Genomic DNA, 25524 nt, shown 5'->3' with positions numbered 1-25524 from the left:
TGAAAAACATGAGTAAACCTTTAGATAATCTCCTGTAAGAAGGATTTTAGCTCTTCTGCCTCTGATTCATTTATGTTAAAAGCATATTCTAAATAACCTTCTTCCTCGAGGTCATCATGTCCAATGATGGCAAATCGATTTCCTTGCATATTCATTACAAGGGATTTGCCGTAGTGCCGGTCCGTTTTTACGACGGCCAAATCATAACGCTGATTTTCCCCGACAAAGCTGACAAACCTTGTTTTGGTATTTTCGGTATCATCATATAAGAAAAAACGCTCGCTCATTTCATATCTCCTTTAAAAAAATACTCTCACACTATCTATAGTAACAAATTCCTGCAGTGGATGGGAGTAGGATTAAATTTCTCAACAATGGTTTAGGAATATTTTCTTCTAAAAATTTAGGATAATGTAAAAATATGTTATAATATAGCTAAATCTGTAAGATAAACAGTTGTGAGGGATGAATGTATGGCTCGTCGCATCATGAATATGTTAAAAGGGGCAATAGATTGGGGGAAGATTTTCCTTCCTGCTGAGTCCTTGCGCTTTTATCCGCCTCAATTTATTTTGCGCAACCCTGTATTAGAGGGGGTAACAGCAGCCTTTCAGACTGGTTTGGAGGCAGCAGTTATTGTTTTTCATTTGGAAAATATGAATGAATTGCCGGTTATAAAAGGGAAAACTCAGCAAGATTATTTCATGAAGCAGTTAAAAAAGTATTTTCGCCATGCTGTCCAAGAACAACTGAAAGAAGAGGAAGTCATCGCTTTGCATGATTTTTATGGCGATGTGGTGACCTTGATCATGAAGGTGGGTGTTGATAAAAACACTTTGTCTGATATGGATCATGTTATTAAAAGATTGCTTTATTGTATTGAGGGCAGTCTGCAAAAACATTATCCTTCACAGCAAATTCACTTTGAAAATGGATATATGTTTATTGACAAGAAACATTACTCCATTTCTGATTCCATCCAAAAAGCCCATCGACAGGCCTTCTCAATGGCTGAAAAAAGACTGGCAATAAACTATGATGATAAAGATTATACGATTAATCAAATTATTACTAATAAAAATATCCGTTTGCTGGCCCAGCCCATTATTGATGTGGCAACAAATGAAATCCGTGCATGGGAGTTCTTGACACGGGGACCTAAGGACACTGCGGTAGAAAATCCTTTGCTGTTATTCTCGGTTGCGAGGCAGACTGGGACATTATATGCACTCGAAATGCTGGTTTTGGAAAAAGCATTTGAACAAATTAAGAAAGCAAAATGTAGTCAGGATATTTTTATCAATTGTACTCCGTTAACCCTTGGAAATATACGTTTCACAAGGGATATAAAGAATTTATTGCAAAGATTCACTGGTATTTCACCAAAACAAATAACAATTGAAATTACTGAAAACGATTCAATCGAAGGTTTAAAGAATTTCATTTATAATATAAAAATGTTACGATTAATGGGGTTTCGAATTGCCATTGATGATACAGGCGCGGGATACTCCAATTTAAGTACCATTAGTGAAATTATGCCGGATATTATAAAAATTGACCGATCTCTTATTCAAAATATCGATAAAAACTCGCTTAAGGAATCGATGTTAAAGGGTATTCTCCTAGTCGCGCGGGAGGCCGGTTCACTGGTTGTCGCGGAGGGAATCGAAAATGAGGATGAGGCAGCTGTCCTTACAAGAAACAAGGTCGATTTGGCACAAGGCTATTTCTACGCTCCGCCTACTGTACTAAACATAGAAATGGCAACTTAGAATAGAAAATAGAAGGAAGTGGAGTTCATGTACTTTGTTGACCGGGATAAAATTGAAACAACATTAATTTATTTGGAAACACAGATCACTCATTTCTCTAACCAGCAGGTCTGGTCGACCCCCATTGAAACGGCCGCATTGGAGCGGCTGACACATATGATGCTCGAGTCGGTATTGGATGTCGGCAATGCCATGATTGATGGGTTTATCATGCGTGATCCGGGGAGCTATGAAGACATAATAGATATTTTAATGGATGAAAAGGTCGTTACTGAAGAAACTGGAAGCAGTTTGAAAACTCTTATCAGTTTTCGGAAAAAATTGGTGCAATTTTATACCGAAATTGACCATAGTGAATTAACCCGGGAATTTTCTAAACATCTGTCGGCACTGACAATTTTCTCAGGAAATGTAAGGGACTATCTTACAAACGAATTAGGACCAGTTTCTGCATTTAAAAACTAAGACCGCCAATCGGTCTTTTTCTTTTTAACTAGAGGGACAAGGTCAATTAAGGAGTGAGATGATTGAAGAAATATAAAGGATATTTAATTGATTTAGATGGAACGATGTATAAAGGTACTGAGAGAATAGAAGCGGCTTCTGATTTTATTAAGAAGCTTCAGGAAAAGGGGGTTCCATATTTATTTGTGACAAATAATTCTACCCGGACCCCAGCACAGGTAGCGGAGAAATTAAAAAGCTTTGATATTCCAGCAACGGAAGATAGGGTCTTTACGACAAGTCAGGCAACTGCCAATTATATCGAAGAACTGAAAAAGGATGCCTCTGTCTATGTTATTGGTGAAGAAGGAATTCGCACAGTACTTGAGGACAAGGGCTTTCGGTTTGCTGGGGAAGATGCGGATGTTGTCGTAGTTGGCCTTGACCGCTCGATTAATTATGAAAAGCTGACGATTGCCTGTCTGGCTGTCCGAAACGGAGCCACATTTATTTCGACCAATGGCGATATCGCCTTGCCAACTGAAAGAGGGCTAGTACCGGGCAATGGCTCGATAACATCGGTTATAGCGGTATCAACACAAACAAAGCCGATTTTTATCGGAAAGCCGGAAGCAATTATTACGGAGCAGGCGTTAAAGGTTTTAGGCGTGGCAAAAGAAGATACGCTGATGGTGGGCGATAATTATGATACTGATATTCTGGCGGGTATAAATGCAGGGATTGACACCTTGCTTGTTCATACGGGCGTCACCACGAAGGAACTATTAAAAGGGTATAACATTCCGCCTACATATACAATCGATACACTAGACCACTGGGAACCATAAAAGGATGGCTGAAATAGCCATCCTTTTACTATTATATTATTTCTATTCACAATTGGCAGCAGCGTGTGCCAGTCTGCTTGAGGCGGCAGCGGCGATGGCGCCGACGATATCATCTAAAAAGGTATGGCATTGACCAGTTGATTTATCATTTAAGTGTGCCAAAATACCAGGTTTTTGCTTATCAATATAACCGTAGTTCGTAAAGCCGATCGATCCATAAACATTCACGATCGAAAAAGCCAGAATCTCATCAACCCCGTAGAGGCTTTCGTCTGTTGCAATAATTGATTGCAGCGGCTCCTCAAGCATCCCTTTTTCGGCTAAGACATCAAGCTGGATTCCGGTAATAATGGCATTTTGAACTTCCCTTTTAGTAAGTACCTTTTCTACGTTCGCAATGCAGTCTTCCATTTGCAGGTTTTTATGATATTTTTCCTGAAGATAAAAAACCAAATTTGCAATATCTTGAATTTCTACCCCTCTTTCTTTTAACAACCTGCGAGCCGTTTCCTGAACAACATTTGTCTTTTTTTGTTCTGCCATCCCTTATATCACCTTTTCTGTAAATTTTTCTATAATTGCTCTATTAACTTATGATATGCAATTATCCTTTCATGAATCAAATAAAAAACTTTACAGCTTGTTTTTACGATAAGGAAGACAACAAGTTTTCTTGGCTTTACTCATATATATGACTTAAAGGTGAAAAGAAGAAGGGGTGGAAAAGATGCTGCGAAAAATGCTGGAGGATCAGTATGGAATCAAGGCTGACGAACAGGTTAAAATAGATGCTTTTGATGCACTAAGAGGAAACGGCTGGCTGTATTTGATTGGAAATCCTGGAGGCAGAGAGGAGGAGGATTTGCAAGAACTGGCAGGTCTTGCAGAGCATATGCGCCAGACGGGTGACAAAAATGTCCCTGCATTCATGCAGACTAAGGATGGCAGTTATATTACAAACTGGGAGCAAAATAAATATTGCGTATTAGTAAACCGGCAGATGGAACAGCAGCAGCGAATCTCGAGAATGGGGCGGAAACTGGCAAAATTTCATGAGCGGGGCAGAAGGGTGCCTTTTCAGATTCAGCGGTCGAGCAGAGTTGGACAATGGAAGGGGATTTGGGAAAAACGGTTGGAACAGATGGAAAAAGTGTGGAGTGGCCTGCTTTTTCAAACACCTGAGGATGAATTTGAAAAATTGTTTATTGAGTCCTTTCCGTATTACATGGGATTAACAGAGAATGCTATTCAATATTTAGTGGATACGGAAATTGATGATTCCCCCGTGGAAACTGATAGCGGGACGGTTTGCCATGAACGTTTCACGAAAAAAACGTGGGGCGGACAATATATGATCAGAAATCCATTTGAATGGATATTCGACCACCGCAGCCGTGACTTGGCTGAGTGGACAAGGGAACAATATTTTCATAATATCCAAACATATGATATGGAGCTAAGACAGTTTTACGATGAATATCAGGGGATATCGCCATTGTCCTCTTTTTCATGGCGCCTTTTATATGCCCGTTTAATATTTCCGCTCCATTATTTCGAATGTGTAGAAAATTATTATATTACCCGCTCGGAACAGGAAAAAAAGCTGTTGGAGGAAACTCTAGGAAAAATTTTGCGGCAGTCCTCCGAGTACGAACGCTTTCTGGCAGGCTTTTTTCATATTTCAGGGGCGCCGGCGAAACACTTAAGCCTGCCGCAACTGGATTGGTTATATTCTTAATGGGCTTAAACTGAATACAAAAAAGCGATTGCTCTCAGGCAATCGCTTTATTATTAGCTATAAGAAAGTATAAATTCAACTACGCCTCTGTCTTCGTCCTTTTGGACCCGCCAATTGGTAGTTTTAATTTATTTTTAGAAAACTTGCTCGACTTCAACAATACCAGGTACTTCTTCTAGTAAAGCCCGTTCAATACCTGCTTTTAGTGTGATGGTAGAACTTGGGCAAGATCCGCAAGCGCCAAGTAAGCGAAGCTTAACAATGCCTTCCTCCACATCAACTAGTTCGCAGTCTCCGCCATCGCGAAGAAGAAATGGGCGTAATTTATCTAATACTTCTTGTACTTGTTCAAACATTTCCTGTTCTGACACTTTCATCGACTCCTTTCCTACTTATATTATACTGTCGATGCAAGGAAAAATCCATTCTCAGAATCTGGCGAAATGTATAAAGAAAACTCGCCGATTGGCAAGCCCCTAAGGGCGGGGACAGAGGTGCAGCTGCACTTATACGTTAATAAAGGATAAATTTTGGGGAAAATTTATTCTTCTTTACTAAGAGTCAAAAGAAGTCATTTTCTTAGGTTTTGAAGGTGCCATATTGTAAAATAAAAGAAAAACATAAGGAATGGTTTTATGGAATATACGGAAGTGGAAATTGTCCTATATGGTGCAGCAGTGCTCTGCCCAAGTTGTGTTAATCTGCCATCCTCGAAGGAAACCTTTGAATGGCTGGAAGCAGCGATTGCTAGAAAATTCCCGGAGCAGCCTGTTAAAATGACCTATGTAGATATTTTTCAGCCGCCAGAAGAAAGCGAAAAATCGCAATTTGCCCAGAGGGTAATTGAAGAGGATATGTTTTATCCGGTTGTAGTTATAAAGGATAAAGTGGTTGGCGAGGGTAACCCTCGTCTAAAAACTATTTTTTCGGAATTGGAAAAGTACGGGTACAAGGCGATATAAGAGGAAAGAGGCTGTCTTGTAAGACAGCCTCTGATCTTAAAACAAAGCCTTAACACTCTTCAGGTGATCCAGCCGCCGTTGCGGTACGGAAAGATGAACCACAGCCGCAAGACGCAATCGCGTTAGGATTATCAATCGTAAACCCGCCGCCCATCATCGATTGCTTGTAATCGATTTTCGTTCCATTTAAAATTGGTGCACTCTCTTTATCGACAAGAACCTTTATGCCAAACTGTTCAAATTGATGGTCATCTTCACTAACTTCGTGCTCGAAACCCATGCCGTACGATAAGCCGCTGCAGCCGCCGCCTTTAACACTGACTCGTAAAAAAGCGCCTTCCTCTTCATTATGCTTCATCATATCTTTAATTTGCAGTGATGCTGCTTCTGTTAAAATAACGATATCTTTACTCAAAAATGACCCCTCCTTAAAAATTTGAGGCTTATAAACTTAGTATATACACTAGCTGAAAACTACTCAACTTATACGATTACTACTAACAGGATATGCTGCCAATATAAAAAAGGGAGCGGCAAGCCCCCATTATATGTCTAGCTCCAGCGCCTAGCGGCCCGCAGGTCTACAGCCAATCCGTCAAGAAGGCTCGTCTAGCCTCGTGCCCCTGTTCAAGGCGCTTCCGCTTTTTCTGTATTAGAACATAGGATTTTCTTCGAGATACTGATAAATATTATCCACCAAATCTTCAGGGGTTTTACCCGTAACAATTTCCCCATTCACAAGCGCATAGAGAGTAGATGCGCATTTACCACAATAGCCGAGACATCCATATTCAATGATATCCAAATTTGGATCTTTTTCTAATATTTCTAGTGCTTTCTGTGCCCCACTAGCAAGATTACTGACACAAAATTCAATGATAGGCTTAATCATTACCTTCACCTCTCCACAACTTCTTATCCTACCGCTTTTAGGCTGCTTCGTCAATTATCACGTTCTTAGCAAACCTGTCAAGATGTACTTAAATGTGTTGTTATTTAGCCATATTTTCGTTATACTCATATTTGTGTGTTAAATGGACGGAATATCTATTTCAATAATATCCCACTCGTAATTTCAATTGAAATACTGTCTTTCTGAACAAAATAAAAAAATAGAAAATCTATAGTACAGTTATGACAAAGGGGAAATAAGCATGAAAAAATTAGTCATTCTTGGAGGCGGTTATGGAGGCATGAAGATTCTCTCCGAACTTCTTCCTAATAACCTGCCGGAGGACGTGACCATCACACTTGTGGATCGTGTTCCTTACCATTGTTTAAAAACAGAATACTATGCTTTAGCTGCTGGGACGATTTCAGACAAAGAAATACGCGTTTCCTTCCCGGAGCATCCTAGACTTGAGGTAGTTTTTGGGGAAGTCAGCGGGATTAACAGAGAAGAAAAAATTGTCCTGTTAAAAGACGCTCAGCCAATAAGCTATGATGACCTCGTTATCGGATTGGGCTGTGAAGATAAATACCATGGTGTGCCGGGTGCTGATCAATATACCTATAGCATTCAAAGTATCGGTAAATCAAGGGAAACCTATTCTGTCCTGAATAATTTACCCCCTGGTTCTGTCGTTGGTATTGTTGGCGCAGGCCTATCCGGGGTGGAGCTTGCCAGCGAATTAAGCGAAAGCCGCGATGATTTGCAAATTAAATTATTTGACCGCGGGAAGCATATTCTCTCTGCATTCCCCGACAGGTTGAGCAAATATGTAGAGAACTGGTTTGTAAAGCATAATGTTGAAATCATTAATAATTCCAATATCACCAAAGTTGAGGAAAACACCCTTTATAACCATGACAAGTCCATTTTTTGTGATGTAATTGTGTGGACAGCAGGGATTCAAGCGAATAAAGTTATCCGTGAAATGGAGGGGGAAAAAGATAGTTCCGGACGAATGGTGTTAACCCCGCAGCACTTTTTGCCTAATGATCAGCATGTTTTTGTTGTAGGGGATTGTGCAAGTCTGCCGCATGCTCCAAGTGCACAGCTAGCAGAAGGACAAGCCGAACAGATTGTCGAAGTTTTAAAAAAGCGCTGGAACGGCGAAGAATTGCCTGATGCTTTCCCTCCTATCAAATTAAAGGGAGTTCTTGGTTCATTAGGGAAAAAGCATGGCTTTGCTATGCTGGCAGATCGGCCTTTAACCGGCCGAGTCGCCCGTCTGCTTAAATCAGGGGTACTGTGGATGTACAAATTCCATAACGGATAATACTAAAAAGGCGTCCTATTTTGGACGCCTTTTGAATTAGTTTAATAATTATTTATCGAACATGGAAGAACTGTGAAGTGGCTGGATTTTTGCTTTGGGGTCCATGTATGCCTTTGCATTATTAACAGCAGTCGGGGCTTCACCGAAGCCGCAGGCAATTAATTTTACTTTTCCATCATAAGTGCAGATATCTCCAGCGGCATAAATTCCAGGGATATTGGTTTCCATTTTAGAATTAACCTTAATTGAATTCTTCTCAATTTCGAGGCCCCATTCTTTAATAGGTCCGAGGGAGGAAACGAAGCCATAGTTACAAATAACGGCGTCAACGTCAACAGTTTCTTTAGTTTCTCCGTTTACGGTTTCAAGAACGACCTGTTTAATGCCAGTTTCATTACCTATTAATTCTGCAGGGATATAGGGTGTTTTTACATCTACTTTGGAACTCATTAAGTTTTCTACGCTGTGTTCATGGGCGCGGAACTTGTCACGGCGATGAACAATCGTCACTTTTTCGGCAATTGGCTCAAGCATTAATGCCCAGTCAACCGCAGAATCGCCGCCGCCAAATACAACAACCTTTTGTCCGGAAAATTGATTCAAATCATCGATAAAGTAATAAAGGTTTTTGCCATCATACTGAGCAACACTTTCAAGCTCCAAACGGCGAGGCTGGAATGCGCCATTTCCTGCAGTGATAATAATGGTTTTAGAATAGTGAACCTCTTTGTTTGTTGTTAATTTAAAGGTTCCATCATCCTGCTTTTCAAGCTTTTCAACAGATTGCTCTAAGGCTACGGTTGGCTCAAATTTAGCCATTTGCTCCTTTAAGTTATTTATTAATTCTTGTGCTCGTACTTTTGGAAATCCGGCAACATCATAAATATATTTTTCCGGATAAAGCGCAGATAATTGACCGCCCAATTGAGGCAGGCTTTCAATAATTTTAACGGATGCTTGTCTCATTCCCCCATAAAAGGCAGTAAAAAGACCGACGGGGCCTCCTCCAATGATGGTAATATCATAAACCTTTTGATCTTGCACTCCGTATCCCCCCAACTAGTAGTTACGATTCCACTCATATCATAACATAAAATATGTCAATCCTCATATATCTGTTTAGAAAATTATGACAATGAATAATGATTTGTGAAAATTTATACTATTTTTGTGATAAATATATTCGATAAATTGCTTGAATTTCGGTTAGAAGTAGCATATGATGTATTGTGGATATATTGTTAAGATTTTGTGACAAAACGGGTACAATTTTTTTGTGAAATGTCTTGCTCTGTTTTTCACAAAATGGCATTTGTTTGGATTTCCCAAACTTTATGTTTGCTAGGTTCTTTATTTTTATCCTCGTTCGTGAATTATATCACATACATTTTCCAGTAAACCAAAATAATAATCACCAAAGCTGTGGAAGATAAGAAAAAGAGGATTTATAAAAATATTTTATAAGGGTGGAAGTGATTACGTTGAGAAAGCCTAAAATTGTTATTCTCGGAGCGGGATACGGCGGGCTAATGACGACTGTACGCTTGCAAAAGCACCTTGGTGTTAACGAAGCGGATATTGTCTTAGTGAACAAAAATGATTACCACTATGAAACCACTTGGCTGCATGAGGCCTCGGCCGGAACATTGCACCACGATAAGGTTCGTTATGATATTCGCAATGTCATTGATCGCAGCAAGGTTGACTTTGTTCAAAGTACCGTTGTTGAGATTAAGAAGGATGAAAAGAAGGTAATTTTAGAGAACGGCGAAATTGAATATGATTATCTTGTGATAGCACTTGGTGGGGAGCCTGAAACCTTCGGCATCAAAGGCTTGAAGGAATATGCTTTCGGTATTACGAATGTAAATTCTTCCCGTTTGCTTCGTGAGCATATAGAATATCAATTTGCCACTTACAATATGGAAGAGGAAAAAGATGATACACGCCTGACAATCGTTGTCGGCGGCGCCGGTTTCACAGGAATTGAGTTTCTTGGAGAATTGACCAATCGTGTTCCGGAATTATGTCATGAATACGATGTCGATCAGCATAAAGTGAAAATTATCTGTGTGGAAGCTGCACCAACTGTTCTGCCTGGATTTGACCCTGAATTAGTCAAGTATGCAGTATCGCAATTAGAACGTAAGGGTGTAGAATTCTTAATTGGAACAGCGATTAAGGAATGCACCCCTGAAGGTATTCTAGTTGCAAAAGGTGAAGAGGAGACTCGTGAAATCAAAGCGGGTACTGTTGTTTGGGCTGCTGGTGTTCGTGGAAACTCTGTTATTGAAAAGTCTGGTTTTGAAGCAATGAGAGGCCGTGTTAAAGTACAGCCAGACTTAAGAGTTCCTGGTTTCGATGATGTCTTTATCCTTGGCGACAGTTCTTTGGTTATTAATGAAGAAATCAACCGCCCATATCCACCGACTGCACAGATTGCGATGCAGCAGGGTGAGGTATGCGCGCGTAATATTGCATCACTTGTGCGTAATAAGAGTGAACTTGAAGAATTTAAGTTTGATAATAAAGGTACTGTCTGCTCTCTTGGTGAAGATGACGCAATTGGGGTTGTTTTTGGTAAGAAAATAACAGGGGCTAGTGCTTCTTTCATGAAGAAAGTAGTCGATAACCGTTCTCTTTACATGATTGGCGGGGCTGGTCTCGTATTGAAAAAAGGTAAATTTAATATCTTTTAATAAATTTTCGTAACAAAAAAAGGACAGGGCCGCCTGTCCTTTTTTGGCTAATAAGAAAGTAATAATTCAACTACGCTTTTGTCTTCTTCCTATTTGATTCGCCAATCGGCGAGTTTTCATTTTTTTAGAATAGTTATAAAAGCTTAAGAAAGGGGAAAATTATGAGCAGTAAGGAAAAACGAGGGAAGGTCTGGTTGGCTGTTTCCGGTTTAGTTCAATCTGATGCAGGGGAATGGCTGGTAGTTAAAAAGAGGTATGGCGGGTTAGAAGGCAAATGGTCCCTCCCCGCAGGTTTTGTGGAAGAAGGTGAGACGGCAGATGAAGCCGTGCTTCGAGAGGTGGAGGAAGAAACGGGGATTGTTTGTACGGTTAAAGGACTGATTGGGCTGCGTACGGGTGTCATTAAAAGCGAGATTAGTGATAACATGCTGCTGTTTTTACTTGAACCAGTCGGGAAAATGGACATCACCCATCAGGACTATGAATTGTACGAAGCTAGATTTATGGCTCCGGAAGAACTGCTGAAGGAAAAGGAAGCATCGATTCTTTTGGAGTATCTGATCGGGCGAAAGGATTTACTGGAAAAGCCTGTTATCGATGGGGTAAATCCTGGTGACCAGTTTGGTTATACCGCTTATAAATTATTTTTTTAATTTTTCAGAAATTTACGTCACGCTTAGAAAATGAAAGGAAACGGGGGGTGTATCCGTTTTCTTCCGTCCAAATCGCCTGAATTTCGCTCTTTCGTTTTATTTAAATACTTGGTATATTATCAGAAAATTGAGTCAATAAGAAAGGGATGATGATAATGACAGTTCAAAGTGTTGACACAAAAACCTGTGATTATTGTTCCGGAAACGGCTATTTTCAATTGGTTCTTGGCGGAACGGAAACCTGCGCAAGCTGCGGCGGCACTGGCAAGAAAGTTGAAAAATAACCGTGCCTAGGAAAAAAGCCAACCCAGTTCTTCGAAGACTCGAAGGGCTATTTTTTTTGTTAAAATGCTGTTAATATTGACTCTCACATGGACATTGAGTACACTATATGTTGATGCAAAGGGGGAGTTTCAATGCAAATGAGCATTGTTGTCTTGATTATTTCAATTGTACTATTTTTTGTGTTATTTTTTGGAATTGGCTTTATTCTGAATATGCTTTTAAGAATGTCGTGGATTATGGCGGTCGTTTATCCAATAGTCGCCATTTTTATCATAGATAAAGTCTCATTTTTTGAATATTTTACCGATAGCAAGGCAGCCTTTTTAGACTTAGTACACAGACTGGGCTCCTTAGCCACTGCAGATGTCCTCATTTTATCTAGCGGTCTGGCCGGAGCAATCGCCGCAGGTTTTACCATTAAATTCTTACGGAAAAATGGTTATCAAATGTTTTAGACCTTCACATATTATGAAGGTCTTTTTTAATATAAAATATAATTGGTAATTTTTTTCACTCCTTTTTTGAATAATTCATTCCTACTTGGGAATGAATATTTTGGGAGGAGTGAAAAAAAGAATGAATAAAGTGAAAAATTGGACGAAACGATTTGCTATGATTATTTTGTTCTTTTTGGCATTATTCGCGACGTTCCAATCTATTTCAGGTTTACCTTTGCAGACCATGTTTTTTCATCTAGTTAATGCTAATTCGGTAAGCGAGGCTGTTACCGCGCCTGCCCAAACACTGGAGAATTCCATTGATTGGTCCCAATACCCTAAACATACCGTGACAGCGACCGGCTATACGGCTGGGGCAGAATCCACCGGGAAAAATCAGGGCCACCCCGAATATGGAATCACTTATTCTGGTGTTAAAGTAAAGCGCGATTTGTTTTCAACTATTGCAGCCGACCTAACTGTTTTTCCAATTGGGACCGTTCTCTTTATTCCAGGGTATGGGTATGGAGTGGTCGCAGATAAAGGCGGCGCCATAAAGGGAAATCGCCTGGACCTTTATTATGAAACAGTTGAGGATGTTTACCGCCACTGGGGCAAGAAAACGGTCGATGTATATATCGTTCAAAAAGGAAATGGAAAACTGACCGAAGAACAGCTGCAAGCATTAAACGAAGATAAATCCCTGCAGGTCTTCAGGCAGCAATATACAAGCTCAGAAAAAAAATAACAGGCCCCGTGCCTGTTTTTGTTTTTTGTGGAATTCTTAAAAACTATTTAATAAAATGATTAAAAAGGCTTAGGGGCAGGTGGGTTCATGGATTATCCAATTGAGTATTATGAGTTTTTTGTCAGCTTTAATGAAGGGGATTATTACACTTGCCACGACCTGCTCGAGGAAATGTGGCTGATTGATAGGGATAATCTTTTTTTAAAAGGATTATTGCAAATGAGTGTGGCCATTTATCACTATGAGTACGGAAATGTGAAAGGTGCCAGATCCATGATGGCTACAGCTCACCGCTACTTGCAGGCGTACCGTCCTAAGTTTTGGGGGCTGGACTTGGAAAAGGTCTATCCATTTATTGATCAATGTTTGGCTCTATTTCCTCAAGACATAGACAGTGTCCCGTTTGAACAGGTGGGGGAATTGCCAAAGCTGCCACAAATGTTTTTGTATTTGGAGGATGATTAGTTTATCGAAATAAATTCCCTGATTCGGTATAATGAATTCGAATCATGAAGCGGAGGTCGATCAAGATGTTTGATGTAAAAAAAGAATTCGATTTATCAGCTGAGCATGAAAGCTTAGTTATTGGTCTAGCGGATAAACCGGAGAAGTTTTCCGGACTGCTGTCCAAACTAGATGAGGCTTTTGATGGGCAGTTGACAGAACTCGTCAAAGCTGGGGATATCTCGGCAAAGCTAAATAAAATTAACAAAGTACATAGTTTTGGCAAAATTGGTTCTAAGCGGCTTTGGATTGTCGGACTTGGCAAAGAAAAGGAACTATCCTTTGATAAATTAAGAAAGGCTTTTGGACAGCTATTCAAAGAGTTAAAGGCAGGCAAGCAGACAGAAGCGTCCGTATATTTGGATTCTTTCATTAGCGAAAAGGTGGATGGGCCGGATGCTGCTCATGCGCTAAGTGAGGCATTAGGTCTAGCTACTTATCAGTTCGATGGCTATAAGCAAAAATCAAATGAACCTGAGAAGAAGCTTGAACATCTAACGATTTATTGTAACACTGTTGATGCGGGGGAAATAGTAGCCTCATTAACGGTTGGATATGCCTTTTGCAAGGGAACCAATTCAGCCCGCACGCTCGTTAACACTCCAGGTAATATGCTGACAGCCACCGATATGGCTGACTATGCGGCTGAACTTGCTAAAAAGTACGATTTTGAGGCAGAAATCCTCGATAAAGCTGAGATCGAAAAATTGGGTATGGGGGCTTTACTCGCTGTCAATAAAGGGTCTATAGAGCCGCCAAAAATGATTGTATTAAAATATCAAGGTAAAGAAGAATGGAAGGATGTCATCGGCCTTGTTGGAAAAGGGATCACCTTCGATACCGGAGGCTACTCCATTAAGACGAAGGCCGGCATTGTTGGAATGAAATCTGATATGGGCGGTGCAGCCGCTGTACTCGGTGCCATGGAAATTATCGGTGAGCTTAGACCAGAGCAGAATGTTGTTGCTGTTATTCCATCAACAGACAATATGATTAGCGGAAATGCCTTTAAACCGGACGATGTAATTACCTCTATGAGCGGGAAGACAATTGAGGTTTTAAATACAGATGCGGAAGGCCGGCTCGTCCTTGCTGATGCTGTAACCTATGCAAAGCATCATGGGGCCGAATACTTGGTGGATGTTGCTACCCTGACAGGAGGCGTTATTACTGCTCTTGGTTTAAACACCACAGGTGCTATGACAAATGATGAGTTGTTATATGAGCAAGTATTGGAAGCCGCCATGGAAGCAGGCGAGCAGATGTGGCAGCTGCCTCTGTTTGAAAGTGAAAAGGAACGGGTCAGGAATAGTAAAGTGGCTGACCTTAACAATTCTCCAGGCAGCGAAGGCCATGCTATTGTTGCCGGAGCGTTTATCGGCGAATTTGCTGAAAATACACCTTGGGTTCATTTGGACATTGCCGGGACAGCGACGACATCAAAATCCCATGCACTTGGCCCTGCAGGGGCAACAGGTGTCATGACCAGAACGCTCGCCCTTTTTGTTGAACGGTTCGAACCTATCGAAAAATAGGAAAGGGGCTTGCCTTTGGCTAAGCCCGCCCACTCCAAACCAATAGTACTCGCATATGAATTAGTATAGGCAAGTATAAAGGAAAAGGAGGAAATGCCTTCATGTACCCATATTATCGAAGTCCCTATCCAATTCAGGACCAAAGATTTTTAGGAGGCTGGGGATGGGGCTTGCCGTTAGCAATAGGCGGGCTTGGATTTTTAGGAGGATTAATCGGTGGGGGAATAGGCGGAGGAATTGGTGCTTCCTTGGCTCTCAGACCGCCGTTCTATGGCGGCTTCGGATACCCGGGCTTCGGATACCCAGGCTTCGGATATCCAGGCTTTGGCTACCCTGGTTTTGGTGCACCTTATTATTAATATTTGAGAAAGCAGCTCAGCGCGAGCTGTTTTTTCTTTTTAAAAAATATAAAGGAAATTGTTCAAAAAACGAGAATAGGTTAATGTGGACCAAATACATATCGGAGGGAAAATACATGATAGGAAATACATTATTACAAGCACTTGGAATTGAAGTTACCCACCTTGAAAAGGGAAAAGTTATTGCTACTATGCCAGTCGATGAACGCACCCGCCAGCCATTTGGAATTTTGCACGGCGGGGCATCAGTTGCCTTGGCGGAAACGGTTGCAAGTGTGGGTGCATATGAGTTAGTCGACCAGGAGACAGAGGTTGTCGCAGGACTTGAAATTAATGCCAATCATGTCCGTTCCAAACATGAGGGAGTGGTTACGGCTGTCGGAACTGTCCTGCACCAAGGGAGGACGACACAGGTTTGGGATATTAAACTTACTGACGAGCAGGACCGCCTCATTTGTGTATCAAGGTGCACGATGGCTGTCATTAAAAAGAAATAGCCATAAGTGGGGATGGGGGATTATTTCCCATCCTTTTTTACTATATTGTACAAAAATTTAAAAAATTTACTTCAAATTCGTGCTATAATGTAAGAAATGAGCACAATTTTTTGTACAGGTATCATTATATAATGTAATAAGATGACTTAAATCGAAAGGCGGGTGAAAATGATGAAGGCAGCGCGGCAGCATTTGTTTATTGATTTTGAATTTACGATGCCTGAACGGAATGTTCGAATGAAGGACTTTTTTGCGGAAATTATTGAGGTTGGAATTGTTGCGGTTGTGGACGATCATATTACCGAACAGTTTTCCTCTTTTGTTACACCGCTTAAATTTCCAAAGTTAACCGAACGCTGCAAGTCCTTCTTACATATTACGCAGCAGCAAGTGGACACAGGGTTACCCTTCTTTGAGTTTATTCGAAAGCTCGAGGAATTTAATAAAAATAAATTGGATACCAGCATTGTTACATGGGGAAATATGGATATGAAGGTACTTCGCCAGAATTGTCTAGCGGCAGGCGTTGCTTTTCCATTCCATGCTGCAGAATTAGATTTATCTATGGAGTATAAACGATTCTTCGGTGACCAAAATCAAACCGGACTTTGGAAAGCGGTTCAGGAATATGGGAAGGAAGGGACAGGCAGGCACCACCGGGCCTTGGATGATGCGTTGACTACCTATAATATATTCAAGTTGGTAGAAAAGGATAAACGCTATTTAGAAAAGCCAAAACCAACGACCATTGGTGATCGTATTGATTTTTCAAAGCTCTTAAATGAATTCGCATAAAAGGCCAAATCACTTTAATGGATTTGGCCTTTAGTATTTTATAGGGAGTTGATTTCTGCTTCAGGCACTCCGCTTTCCGCGGGCGGTCCGGGGAGCCTCCTGTCACTAAAGCTCCTGCGGGGTCTCCCCGCCCCGTCCTTCCTCTCCATTAATGACCTTTATTTCGGCTTACTTAAAATAATCCTTCTCAAGAGAATCCAGCATGTTCAGGCTCATTTCAGCCCATTTTGTTTGCATTTCCTCTAGGTCTATTCTCATTTTGCCGCATGCTTCCTTCAGTGATGATAAATATTCAGGTACGTCTCCTTCGAAGGGTTTGACCATTTGTTTCGGAATATTCGCCTGTTCCCGGTGGGCTAAGGCCCGTCTTTCATGAAAAATCATAACATCAGCATCCTTAGGATTATGTAAATCTCCCTGCATTGGATGCTTCGCAACAGCCAAAACCCTTACCAAATAGGCTTGTGGTCTTATATCCGTGATTTCACCGATATATTTTCCTGTCTTATAAATCCCCGTTACAATCGTTCCTATTTCTAACTCTGACACAATAAACACTCCTAACTCCAAAATTCATTCCTTAGCTTCTTCCATTTTATTACGAAAAATAATAAATTAAAAACATGATGCCAAAAAATAATAATTTCGTTTAAAGCGAGAGAATGGAGGGAAGCTAGTATGAGAAGGAAAGTACATATCTTTATTTCTTTTTTCATGGTTGTTCTATTGGCAGCATGCGGAACAAGTAATAAGACGGAAGAAAGTAAATCGGACACTGCCGCACCAAAAACTGAACAGAAGAAAGGAGAGCAGCAAGTGGGAAATACAGTTTATCCGCAGCTTACAACAGAAGTAGCTGAGAATGAAAGGCTTGTGGAAATGGAAACCTCAATGGGAAATATCAAAATTAAATTATTTCCTGAGTACGCTCCAAAAGCAGTAGAAAATTTTGTTAAACATAGCGAGGCCGGTTATTATAACGGACTGATTTTTCACAGAGTTATTAAGGACTTTATGATCCAAGGCGGGGACCCAAACGGGAACGGAACAGGCGGCCAAAGTATTTGGGGCGAGCCGTTTGAGGATGAGTTCTCGAAAAACCTGTTTAATTTGCGGGGGGCGTTGTCAATGGCAAACGCAGGGGCAAATACGAACGGAAGTCAGTTTTTTATTGTTCAAAGCACTAAGCTTGATCCGTCTATGCAGTCCCAATTAGAAAAAGCTGGTTATCCAAAGGAAATGATCGAGGCTTATGCTGAAAATGGCGGGACTCCATGGCTTGACTTTAAGCACACTGTTTTTGGTCAAGTGGTTGAGGGAATGGATATTGTTGATAAAATTGCCGGTACAAAGGTTGATGCTAAGGACAAGCCGGAAACAGATGTTGTAATTAAGCATATTAAAGTCCTAAAATAGGAGAATAAAAAATTGGTCTGAAACATCATTTATTGTATAATTAGGCTTTAGACAGGTCTCTGTAGAAAGGGAGATTAATATGTTTCAGCCATTTATTCTATCCTTATTTTTATACTTTCCGGAAGATAAATCAGAATATATCCCGGCAGTTATCAGCTTTGCGATTTTCTTTGTGGCAGCCATTCTTACGTTTCGCTTTATCATAAAAATTTCAAAGCGGGAAGCCATGAAGGCAAAAGAATTAGAGAAAAAGCTTGAACAAAATAACATTCCACAAAAGAACAGCTAAAAAGCTGTTCTTTTCTTTTTGGCACAGCGGGAATAGGACAATATTCGATTGTTCATACTAATCGCAAATTGTCTATTTTGGGGGGAACCATAAATATGAAAAAACTTTGCCTGTTCATTCCGCTCCTATTTCTGTCGGGATGTATGGAAAAGACGATTACAAAGGTGAATGTGGACATGTATAATGCTTCAGGAGATTCGCTGGGAACGCTGGAATTGGCTGAGCAGGCAAGCGGGGTGAAATTAACTGGAAACCTAAAGGGACTGACACCGGGGGTACATGCTATTCACATCCATGATAAAGGCACATGCAAAGCACCCGATTTTAAATCAGCAGGGAACCATTTTAACCCGGAAAGCAAAGAGCATGGCCTCCTTCATCCCAAAGGGGCCCATGCCGGCGATTTGCCGAATTTAATTGTCGGGGATGACGGATCAGCTAAAGTAGATCTTATGGCCCCGAATGCGACGCTTAAGGATGGGAAGAAATCCTTGTTCACAAAGGAAGGTACCTCCGTTGTCGTAACCCAGAAAAAAGATGATGGTATGACGCAGCCGGCGGGCAATTCTGGAAAAAGAGTCGCCTGCGGGGAGATTTCCAATGATAAACAGAAACCGGGCCAAAAGAAAGCCCAGGATGAAAAACAATAGTTTTAAAATTTTTCTTTAGAAAACAGACTAAAAAGGTTAGGCTGTTTGCTTAATGGGGGAACAGCCCATTTTTTATGAGAATAGGTATCTATCTATGCTTATCCCACTATTTGTACATACACTACCAGAGAAATGAGTTTAGGAGGGATAAGGATGAGCAAAAGACAAATGGGCGGCTTTCCAGGGCAGTTTGGATCCATGGGGTCTCCGCAAATGACAGGCTTTCCACAGCAGGGATTTCCACAAATGGGCGGCATGGGCGGCTTTCCACAGCAATACCACCCGCAAATGATGGGCGGTTACCATGGCTATCCACAAATGGGCGGTTTTCCACAGCAAGGATTTCCACAAATGGGCGGTTTTCCACAGCAAGGATTTCCACAAATGGGTGGTTTTCCACAGCAAGGGTTCCCGCAAATGGGCGGTTTTCCACAGCAAGGATTCCCGCAAATGGGCGGTTTTCCACAGATGACTACTCCTACTGGCCCAAGAAAAGAAAAAAAATAATCCCTCAATGAAATTAATACGACCTTAATCAATTTTACCTGTTCCTTACGCGGGAGCAGGTTTTTCTCTGGCTAATAGGAAAGGGGAAAGTATTAATTCATCTACGGTCTTGGTCCTATCAGGCTCGCTACCGGCGAGTTTTCATTTAACTTGATTAATTGATTATTTTTTTTCACAATGGGTATATTGAAATATCCTTGGGAGGCGAGCATTTATGATGAAGAATAAATTGTACTATACTGACCCATACATAAAATCCTTTAAAGCGGAAGTTGTAAAGCAGGAACAGGATATTTCAGGTAATTGGTTCGTTGTGTTATCTCAAACTTCCTTTTACCCAACTGGCGGCGGGCAGCCGTTTGATACAGGCTTGATAGAAGGAATCAAAGTGGTCAATGTCGAGGAAATTGATGGTGAGATTCGCCATTATCTTGAGATCCCATTACCTTTCGAGAAAAAAGAGGTAAACGGGGAAATTGATTGGGATCGGCGGTTTGACCATATGCAGCAGCATGCCGGCCAACATATATTGTCGGCGGCGTTTGAGCATTTATTTGGGTATAAAACAGTTGGTTTTCACCTAGGTAATGAAACCGTCACGATTGACTTGGATACTGAGCAGTTAACCGAAATTGAGGCAGAAAAAGCAGATGAACTGGCCAATCAAATTATTTTAGAAAACAGACCGATTGAAACACAATGGGTGACCGAAAAGGAATTATCTCAATATCCATTACGAAAAGAGACTAAGGTTAAGGAAAATATCCGCCTCGTCATCATTCCGGATTTTGATTATAACGGCTGTGGTGGGACGCATCCGAAAGGAACAGGTGAGGTAAGAGCAATTAAGATTTTAGATTGGGAAAGACAGAAGAAAAAAGTCCGCCTTCAATTTGTCTGTGGTGAACGTGTCCTGAAGCAGTTATCTCAGAAACATAAGGTGCTGATTTGCTTAACAAAACTTCTTAATACACCAGAACCGGAGATGGAACAAGCAGCCATTCGGCTTATTGAAAGCAGGAAGGTACTGGAGAAGGAACTGGAGCAGCAGCAAGAGCTTCTTCTAAAATATGAAGCGAAAGAGCTTCTGGACAAGTCCTCATCCGCAGGTGTTATTGGTAAAGTGTTTCAAAACCGTTCGATTCAGGAACTGCAGAAGCTGGCAAGGCTTATGACTGGTGAAAATGCTGCAGCGCTTGTTGTATTGGCAGCAGAAAATGAAGACCGGCTCCAGCTTGTATGTGCTAGAGGTGCATCTCGAACTGAAAAGATGAATAAATTGATTCAAAGCGGACTGGAACTCATCAAAGGCAAAGGCGGGGGCAATGAATCCTTTGCCCAAGGAGGCGGTGCCCCGCAAGTTTCATGCGAGGTGCTTTTGCAGCATATGCTAGATTCACTAAAAGCGGCATCAAGATAAATGTAAAAAGTTTGGATGAACATTCCTTCAAAGTGAATACTAAAATTGAATCTTCTAAATGAGTGTATTAGAGTTGTTTGAAATATTTTTTCGTTTATAATAAATCATGGCGAAAAATTTTTTAAACGACTTGAAGGGATGATTTATATTGGCAAAACAACAAGTGGGCGTTGTAGGAGTCGGAGTGATGGGGAGAAGTTTGGCCTTGAATTTTGAAAGCAAGGGTTTTTCCGTGTCCGTCTACGACCTATCTGCCGAGAAAGTAAACGAAATATTAGAGCAGCATAAAGATAAAAACATTACTGGAACCGCAAACATCGGAGAATTTATTCAATCGCTGGAAACACCCCGAAAGATTTTGTTGATGGTGAATGCCGGTGTGATTACGGATAAGGCGATTGAATCGCTCCTTCCACATTTAGAGCAAGGGGATATTCTTATTGATGGTGGGAACAGCTATTATCAGGATACGATTCGCAGGAATGCGGAGCTTGCGGACAAAGGGATTCTTTTCATTGGTGCAGGAGTTTCAGGAGGAGAAGAAGGGGCATTAACGGGTCCTTCGATCATGCCGAGCGGCCAAAAAGAAGCATATGAGCACGTAGGGCCGCTGCTTACGGCTATTTCAGCAAAGGTAGATGGCGAGCCATGCTGTACATACATAGGACCAGATGGAGCGGGACACTTTGTCAAAATGGTTCACAATGGTATCGAGTACGGAGATATCCAGCTTATATGTGAAACTTACCATCTTATGAAATCACTGCTGGGCCTGTCCGCAAAAGAACTTCATGAAGTTTTTCACGAATGGAACCAAGGAGAGCTAGACAGCTACCTTATCGAAATTACTGCGGATATTTTTACAAAAATCGACCCTGACACCGGCAAGCCTTTAGTTGATGTCATTCTTGATACGGCCGGACAAAAGGGAACGGGAAAATGGACCAGTCAAAGTGCGCTTGAATTAGGTGTGCCATTATCAACGATTACCGAATCGGTCTTTGCACGGTTTATCTCAGCTATGAAGGATGAACGATTGAAAGCCAGCAAAATTTTAAGCGGGCCGCGCGACAATAAGTTTATTGGAAACAAGCAGGATTTTATTGAACAAATCAGAAAAACTTTATATTTTAGTAAAATCATTTCTTACGCACAAGGATTCAGTCAATATCAATCAGCCTCCAAGGAGTATAATTGGGACCTGAAGCCAGGTGAAATTGCAAAGATTTTCCGGGGAGGCTGTATTATTCGAGCAGCATTTCTGCAAAATATCATGGATGCTTATGATCGCGATCCGCATTTGGAAAATTTATTGTTGGATTCCTATTTTCAGTCGATTACCGCTGATTATCAAGAGTCTGCCAGGGAAGTGGTGGCAACTGCCGTTAAGACAGGAATTCCGGTTCCGGGTTTGTCAAGTGCCGTTGCCTACTATGACAGCTACCGTTCAGCAGTATTGCCCGCCAACCTGCTGCAGGCGCAAAGGGATTATTTTGGAGCCCATACCTATCAGAGAGTCGATAAGGAAGGGATCTTTCATACAGAATGGCTGGAAATCTAGAAACTCACAGTATCTCTGTGAGTTTTCTTGTATACTTAAATGAGATAAGTGGAAGAATGGAGGAGTCTTCATGGGATTTTTGGATGGCTTAATGGGAAATGCTTCGGAAGTAAATGTTACGGAAATTCAAAAGGAATTTGCAAAGGTGCTGGCGCCGAATGAACAAATTGAGAAGGCATATAAGCTGATTCGCGATTTGTTCCTCTTTACAAACAAGCGCTTAATATTAGTGGACAAACAAGGATTAACAGGAAAGAAAGTCGAGTATCATTCGATCCCTTATAAGAGTATTACCCATTTTAGCATTGAAACGGCCGGGAATTTCGATTTGGATGCAGAACTAAAGATTTGGGTTTCCGGCAGCGCCCTGCCGCTGCAAAAACAATTTAACAAAAATTTAAATATCTATGATCTGCAAAGCGTACTGGCTGAATATGTACTAAAATAAAAAAATCCTGCCCCTCCTGATTTTACGCGTAAAATCTAAGCGGGGGCCAGGACTTTTTTTGCTAATGAATAAATTCAACTACTCCTCTGTCTTCTTCCTAACGGACTCTCCAATCGGCAAGTTCTCGTTTATTCAAATGCTTTTTTCAGCCGCTTTAATCCTTCGATTAAATCATCCATTGGACAGGCGATGTTCATGCGGACGAATCCTTCGCCGCCTGGCCCGTATTTTGGGCCGGGTTCGAGCGCCAGTTTTCCTTTTTGGAGGAGGCGCTGCCGAAGTTCCTTATCACTTAGTCCAAGCTTACGGCAATCCATCCAAAGCAGATAGGTTCCTTCCGAGTCGATGCAGGTGATATCAGGGAGATGCTCCTTAAGAAAGGAAATTGCGGTATCTTTATTTTTCTGAAGATAATCCAGCAAATCCTCGAGCCAAGCTTCGCCCTCACGATAGGCAGCCTCCATCCCGGTAATGCCAAATGTATTCAGTGAAAAGGCCCCCTGCCGCCTCATCGTTTCCTGGAATTCAATACGCAATGTCTCATTTTTGATTACAATAGCGGAAGCGTGCAGGCCGGCAAGATTAAAGGTTTTGCTGGGGGCAATAAAAGTAATTACCTTTTCAGCTGTTTCCTCATTCAGTGACGCAATCGGAATATGCTTATGGTTTTTATAGACCAGATCTGAATGTATTTCATCAGATAGAATCAGGCAGTTATACTTTAAACAGAGTTCAGTAATCTTCTTTAGTTCTTCCTTGGTCCAAACTCTTCCCCCAGGGTTATGCGGACTGCACAGCAAAAAGAGCTTGCAGCCTTGCTTTAAAGCATTTTCAAAGGCAGTAAAGTCAACCCTGTACCTATCTCCATCAAGGATAAGCGGAGCATTGACTATCTTTCTGTTGTTTTTTTTAATCATATCGAAAAAAGGTGTATAAACTGGTGATTGGAGCAGTACCTGATCTCCCTCTTCAGTAAACGTTTGGATAGCCGTGCTGATTGCCTGTACCACGCCGCCGCAATAGAGAAGCCAATTCGGCTCAATCCTCCACTGATGTCTTTTCAAAAGCCATTCTGCTATTGCTTGTGATGTGGAGGGAGGTACAAATGTATAGCCGAAAATACCATGCTCTACCCGCTCCTTTAATGCCGTAATGACAGCCTGTGGAGGCTTGAAATCCATATCTGCAACCCACATTGGCCACAGGTTCTCTTCTCCAAAAAGCTGCTTTGTTGCCTCCCATTTAACTGAGTAGGTATTCCTTCGGTCAATTCTTTCATTAAATATTGACATCTTTGTCCCACCACCCGAAATAATTTTATAGTGCCTATCTCTTATGATAAAATATTTTAAGCAAAATGGAAAAATAATAGGAGACTTTTACATGAGAAAAGAGATTCATACAAATTTGAAGATCGTTGATTTATTGAATGAATGGAATCCATTTCAGTTGACAAACGCCAGCTATGAAACAGAGATTGCGGATGTGATTCAGGCAGTCCATGAATTTGATAATCCTGCCAAGCTAGCAAGGAGAATCCAGAGTATCTATGAATTTTCTTTTGAGAAGGTCATTCCGCTGGAAAAATGCTTGATGATGGCAGAAGAGCTGTTAACCATTCAAGCAAATGATTCCTGTTCAATTTAGCGAAAAAAAAGCGAACCAGCCGTTTGGCGGTCCGCTCAAAAAGGGGGGAATACTAGAAAGCTTATGTCATCATAGTTTCCACATATTCCTCGTTATATACCTAAAAAAATAAAAAAAGCGGAAGCTTCCGCTTTTTTTCATCATTTAGCTGCAGCACCCCTCGTCAAGGCGCTTCCGCTTTTTGGGTATCAATCATTAACAGATTGTTCTTTATGGTTTTTTAAAAGCTCTGCAGCAGGAATATCGAGAACAGTAGATAATTTTAAAATCGTTTGAGAGCTTGGTATTTGTTCCCCTGACTCATAATTCTCAATCGTTTGAGTCCCTACTCTAACCTTTTGTGCTAGTTCCTCCTGGGTCATGCGGCGTCTTTCACGGGCCTCTTTAATAATATGACCGATTGAATTCATACTGTTCACCCCTATTTTTGGATAGTTTGCTACTATTATTATATCATGGTAATAATCCTTTTTTTAATCTCATTGCAAAATTAATGTTACGATATTCTGACAATTTGAAAATATTAAAGATTTTGTTTGTTTTTATGAAATTAGTTTTTGATTATGACTAGCATATGTGGTATAATTTTATAATGCGTATAAAAGGTATATATAATTTATTTACTTAGGAGTGTTTTCATGTCAGGAAAAATTGAAACCGGAAGTATTATAACAGGTAAAGTAACAGGTATTCAACCATATGGAGCATTTGTTGCTTTGGACGGAAATACACAGGGGCTTGTTCATATTTCTGAAATCACGCACGGATATGTGAAGGATATAAACGACCATTTGAAAGTAGGCGACGAAATTAAGGTTAAAGTTTTGTCGGTAGATGAAGAGGCTGGAAAAATTGGCCTTTCCATCAAAGCTACAGAAGAAGCACCTGTTCAGCAAGCTGCACGCCCTAAAAAGCCGCGTAAGCGCCAGGCTGCTGCAATCATCCAAGAGGGTGATGGACAGCAAGGATTTAATACATTAAAAGAAAAACTTCAAGAATGGATCGACCAGTCACAACGTGAAGATTTAATTAAAAAGTAGTTTATTAAAGCCTAGACCCAGCAAAAGACCGGGGCTAGGCTTATT

General features: G+C 41.0%; 34 protein-coding genes. 25 read left to right on the top strand and 9 right to left on the bottom strand.

The window, feature by feature from the left end; translation table 11 throughout:
* Positions 1-20: 20 nt before the first annotated feature.
* Positions 21-287: a DUF3055 domain-containing protein gene (locus tag ACZ5AE_RS24220; protein ID WP_464567050.1), complete on the bottom strand. Its 267-nt coding sequence runs from the start codon at positions 285-287 to the stop codon at positions 21-23.
* 186 nt (positions 288-473) lie between these two features.
* Here ACZ5AE_RS24220 and ACZ5AE_RS24215 point away from each other — a divergent pair, with 186 nt between their 5' ends.
* The 3 genes from ACZ5AE_RS24215 to ACZ5AE_RS24205 all read left to right on the top strand — a co-directional run bounded on the left by ACZ5AE_RS24215 (position 474) and on the right by ACZ5AE_RS24205 (position 3067).
* Entirely contained in the window at positions 474-1775 is a 1302-nt protein-coding gene (locus ACZ5AE_RS24215; protein ID WP_464567049.1) for an EAL domain-containing protein, read from the top strand.
* 27 nt (positions 1776-1802) lie between these two features.
* Positions 1803-2240 (top strand): DUF86 domain-containing protein, encoded by a 438-nt coding sequence (locus ACZ5AE_RS24210; RefSeq protein WP_464567048.1) that lies wholly within the window; start codon positions 1803-1805, stop codon positions 2238-2240.
* 62 nt (positions 2241-2302) lie between these two features.
* Positions 2303-3067 (top strand): TIGR01457 family HAD-type hydrolase, encoded by a 765-nt coding sequence (locus ACZ5AE_RS24205; protein WP_464567047.1) that lies wholly within the window; start codon positions 2303-2305, stop codon positions 3065-3067.
* Positions 3068-3109: 42 nt separating this feature from the next.
* Here ACZ5AE_RS24205 and ACZ5AE_RS24200 read toward each other — a convergent pair whose 3' ends face one another.
* Entirely contained in the window at positions 3110-3610 is a 501-nt protein-coding gene (locus tag ACZ5AE_RS24200) for a phosphatidylglycerophosphatase A family protein (protein ID WP_423799470.1), read from the bottom strand.
* Between the two features lie 184 nt (positions 3611-3794).
* Between ACZ5AE_RS24200 and yutH the strand changes: the two genes are divergently transcribed.
* Positions 3795-4805 (top strand): spore coat putative kinase YutH, encoded by a 1011-nt coding sequence (yutH, locus tag ACZ5AE_RS24195; protein WP_464567046.1) that lies wholly within the window; start codon positions 3795-3797, stop codon positions 4803-4805.
* A 134-nt stretch (positions 4806-4939) separates the two neighbouring features.
* On the opposite strand, the gene ACZ5AE_RS24190 is transcribed toward yutH, so the two are convergent.
* Positions 4940-5182: a NifU family protein gene (locus tag ACZ5AE_RS24190; RefSeq protein ID WP_249366610.1), complete on the bottom strand. Its 243-nt coding sequence runs from the start codon at positions 5180-5182 to the stop codon at positions 4940-4942.
* 258 nt (positions 5183-5440) lie between these two features.
* Here ACZ5AE_RS24190 and ACZ5AE_RS24185 point away from each other — a divergent pair, with 258 nt between their 5' ends.
* Complete coding sequence (locus ACZ5AE_RS24185; RefSeq protein ID WP_464567045.1) at positions 5441-5767, top strand: YuzD family protein; 327 nt, start codon at positions 5441-5443, stop codon at positions 5765-5767.
* Positions 5768-5816: 49 nt separating this feature from the next.
* Here ACZ5AE_RS24185 and ACZ5AE_RS24180 read toward each other — a convergent pair whose 3' ends face one another.
* Together ACZ5AE_RS24180 and ACZ5AE_RS24175 are read right to left on the bottom strand one after the other, a co-directional pair.
* On the bottom strand, positions 5817-6182 hold the full coding sequence (locus ACZ5AE_RS24180; RefSeq protein WP_464567044.1) for a HesB/IscA family protein: 366 nt from the start codon (positions 6180-6182) through the stop codon (positions 5817-5819).
* 237 nt (positions 6183-6419) lie between these two features.
* Positions 6420-6659, bottom strand: a complete 240-nt coding sequence (locus ACZ5AE_RS24175) for a YuzB family protein (RefSeq protein WP_464567043.1) — start codon at positions 6657-6659, stop codon at positions 6420-6422.
* A 262-nt stretch (positions 6660-6921) separates the two neighbouring features.
* Between ACZ5AE_RS24175 and ACZ5AE_RS24170 the strand changes: the two genes are divergently transcribed.
* On the top strand, positions 6922-7989 hold the full coding sequence (locus tag ACZ5AE_RS24170) for an NAD(P)/FAD-dependent oxidoreductase (protein ID WP_464567042.1): 1068 nt from the start codon (positions 6922-6924) through the stop codon (positions 7987-7989).
* A gap of 48 nt (positions 7990-8037) precedes the next feature.
* On the opposite strand, the gene ACZ5AE_RS24165 is transcribed toward ACZ5AE_RS24170, so the two are convergent.
* Positions 8038-9033 carry an NAD(P)/FAD-dependent oxidoreductase gene (locus tag ACZ5AE_RS24165; protein WP_464567041.1) on the bottom strand — a complete coding sequence of 332 codons (996 nt, stop codon included), beginning with the start codon at positions 9031-9033 and terminating at the stop codon, positions 8038-8040.
* Positions 9034-9470: 437 nt separating this feature from the next.
* On the opposite strand from ACZ5AE_RS24165, the gene ACZ5AE_RS24160 reads away from it, so the two are divergent.
* The 10 genes from ACZ5AE_RS24160 (at position 9471) to kapD (ending at position 16501) form a co-directional block, all read left to right on the top strand.
* Complete coding sequence (locus ACZ5AE_RS24160; protein WP_464567040.1) at positions 9471-10688, top strand: NAD(P)/FAD-dependent oxidoreductase; 1218 nt, start codon at positions 9471-9473, stop codon at positions 10686-10688.
* Positions 10689-10849: 161 nt separating this feature from the next.
* Positions 10850-11341: an NUDIX domain-containing protein gene (locus ACZ5AE_RS24155; protein ID WP_464567039.1), complete on the top strand. Its 492-nt coding sequence runs from the start codon at positions 10850-10852 to the stop codon at positions 11339-11341.
* 155 nt (positions 11342-11496) lie between these two features.
* Entirely contained in the window at positions 11497-11625 is a 129-nt protein-coding gene (locus ACZ5AE_RS24150; protein WP_217032071.1) for a YuiA family protein, read from the top strand.
* Positions 11626-11757: 132 nt separating this feature from the next.
* Complete coding sequence (locus tag ACZ5AE_RS24145; protein ID WP_464567038.1) at positions 11758-12081, top strand: YuiB family protein; 324 nt, start codon at positions 11758-11760, stop codon at positions 12079-12081.
* 121 nt (positions 12082-12202) lie between these two features.
* Positions 12203-12811 carry a 3D domain-containing protein gene (locus ACZ5AE_RS24140; RefSeq protein ID WP_464567037.1) on the top strand — a complete coding sequence of 203 codons (609 nt, stop codon included), beginning with the start codon at positions 12203-12205 and terminating at the stop codon, positions 12809-12811.
* An 87-nt stretch (positions 12812-12898) separates the two neighbouring features.
* Positions 12899-13276, top strand: a complete 378-nt coding sequence (locus ACZ5AE_RS24135) for a DUF309 domain-containing protein (RefSeq protein WP_464567036.1) — start codon at positions 12899-12901, stop codon at positions 13274-13276.
* A 65-nt stretch (positions 13277-13341) separates the two neighbouring features.
* Positions 13342-14850, top strand: a complete 1509-nt coding sequence (locus ACZ5AE_RS24130; RefSeq protein WP_464567035.1) for a leucyl aminopeptidase — start codon at positions 13342-13344, stop codon at positions 14848-14850.
* Between the two features lie 101 nt (positions 14851-14951).
* Positions 14952-15209 (top strand): hypothetical protein, encoded by a 258-nt coding sequence (locus ACZ5AE_RS24125; protein ID WP_464567034.1) that lies wholly within the window; start codon positions 14952-14954, stop codon positions 15207-15209.
* Positions 15210-15325: 116 nt separating this feature from the next.
* Positions 15326-15706, top strand: a complete 381-nt coding sequence (locus tag ACZ5AE_RS24120) for a hotdog fold thioesterase (RefSeq protein WP_464567033.1) — start codon at positions 15326-15328, stop codon at positions 15704-15706.
* 171 nt (positions 15707-15877) lie between these two features.
* Positions 15878-16501, top strand: coding sequence for a 3'-5' exonuclease KapD (gene kapD, locus ACZ5AE_RS24115; RefSeq protein ID WP_464573727.1), 624 nt, complete (start codon positions 15878-15880; stop codon positions 16499-16501).
* Positions 16502-16669: 168 nt separating this feature from the next.
* Here kapD and kapB read toward each other — a convergent pair whose 3' ends face one another.
* Positions 16670-17050, bottom strand: a complete 381-nt coding sequence (kapB, locus tag ACZ5AE_RS24110) for a kinase-associated lipoprotein KapB (RefSeq protein WP_464567032.1) — start codon at positions 17048-17050, stop codon at positions 16670-16672.
* Positions 17051-17179: 129 nt separating this feature from the next.
* Here kapB and ACZ5AE_RS24105 point away from each other — a divergent pair, with 129 nt between their 5' ends.
* The 7 genes from ACZ5AE_RS24105 (at position 17180) to ACZ5AE_RS24075 (ending at position 22792) form a co-directional block, all read left to right on the top strand.
* Positions 17180-17917, top strand: coding sequence for a peptidylprolyl isomerase (locus ACZ5AE_RS24105; RefSeq protein WP_464567031.1), 738 nt, complete (start codon positions 17180-17182; stop codon positions 17915-17917).
* 79 nt (positions 17918-17996) lie between these two features.
* Positions 17997-18206: a hypothetical protein gene (locus tag ACZ5AE_RS24100; protein ID WP_464567030.1), complete on the top strand. Its 210-nt coding sequence runs from the start codon at positions 17997-17999 to the stop codon at positions 18204-18206.
* Between the two features lie 95 nt (positions 18207-18301).
* Positions 18302-18856, top strand: coding sequence for a superoxide dismutase family protein (locus ACZ5AE_RS24095; RefSeq protein ID WP_464567029.1), 555 nt, complete (start codon positions 18302-18304; stop codon positions 18854-18856).
* 153 nt (positions 18857-19009) lie between these two features.
* A complete protein-coding gene (locus ACZ5AE_RS24090; RefSeq protein WP_464567028.1) occupies positions 19010-19363 on the top strand; it encodes a hypothetical protein in 354 nt (117 codons plus the stop codon).
* A gap of 217 nt (positions 19364-19580) precedes the next feature.
* Entirely contained in the window at positions 19581-20783 is a 1203-nt protein-coding gene (locus ACZ5AE_RS24085; protein ID WP_464573726.1) for an alanyl-tRNA editing protein, read from the top strand.
* A gap of 148 nt (positions 20784-20931) precedes the next feature.
* A complete protein-coding gene (gndA, locus tag ACZ5AE_RS24080) occupies positions 20932-22344 on the top strand; it encodes an NADP-dependent phosphogluconate dehydrogenase (protein WP_464567027.1) in 1413 nt (470 codons plus the stop codon).
* A 70-nt stretch (positions 22345-22414) separates the two neighbouring features.
* The gene (locus ACZ5AE_RS24075) at positions 22415-22792 is read left to right on the top strand and encodes a PH domain-containing protein (RefSeq protein WP_464567026.1); all 378 of its coding nucleotides are present in this window, start codon (positions 22415-22417) and stop codon (positions 22790-22792) included.
* 128 nt (positions 22793-22920) lie between these two features.
* On the opposite strand, the gene ACZ5AE_RS24070 is transcribed toward ACZ5AE_RS24075, so the two are convergent.
* Positions 22921-24084 carry a MalY/PatB family protein gene (locus ACZ5AE_RS24070; RefSeq protein ID WP_464567025.1) on the bottom strand — a complete coding sequence of 388 codons (1164 nt, stop codon included), beginning with the start codon at positions 24082-24084 and terminating at the stop codon, positions 22921-22923.
* A gap of 91 nt (positions 24085-24175) precedes the next feature.
* Here ACZ5AE_RS24070 and ACZ5AE_RS24065 point away from each other — a divergent pair, with 91 nt between their 5' ends.
* Positions 24176-24439 (top strand): DUF1871 family protein, encoded by a 264-nt coding sequence (locus tag ACZ5AE_RS24065; protein WP_464567024.1) that lies wholly within the window; start codon positions 24176-24178, stop codon positions 24437-24439.
* Positions 24440-24627: 188 nt separating this feature from the next.
* Here the strand turns inward: ACZ5AE_RS24065 and ACZ5AE_RS24060 are convergent, their stop codons facing one another.
* Positions 24628-24849, bottom strand: a complete 222-nt coding sequence (locus tag ACZ5AE_RS24060; protein ID WP_464567023.1) for a helix-turn-helix domain-containing protein — start codon at positions 24847-24849, stop codon at positions 24628-24630.
* Positions 24850-25077: 228 nt separating this feature from the next.
* Between ACZ5AE_RS24060 and yugI the strand changes: the two genes are divergently transcribed.
* Complete coding sequence (yugI, locus tag ACZ5AE_RS24055; RefSeq protein ID WP_464567022.1) at positions 25078-25479, top strand: S1 domain-containing post-transcriptional regulator GSP13; 402 nt, start codon at positions 25078-25080, stop codon at positions 25477-25479.
* Positions 25480-25524: the final 45 nt, after the last annotated feature.

It is taken from the genome of Neobacillus sp. S1227, assembly GCF_055385255.1.
The sequence above is the reverse complement of the archived record's forward strand: the minus strand, read 5'-3'. Positions and strand labels throughout refer to the sequence as shown.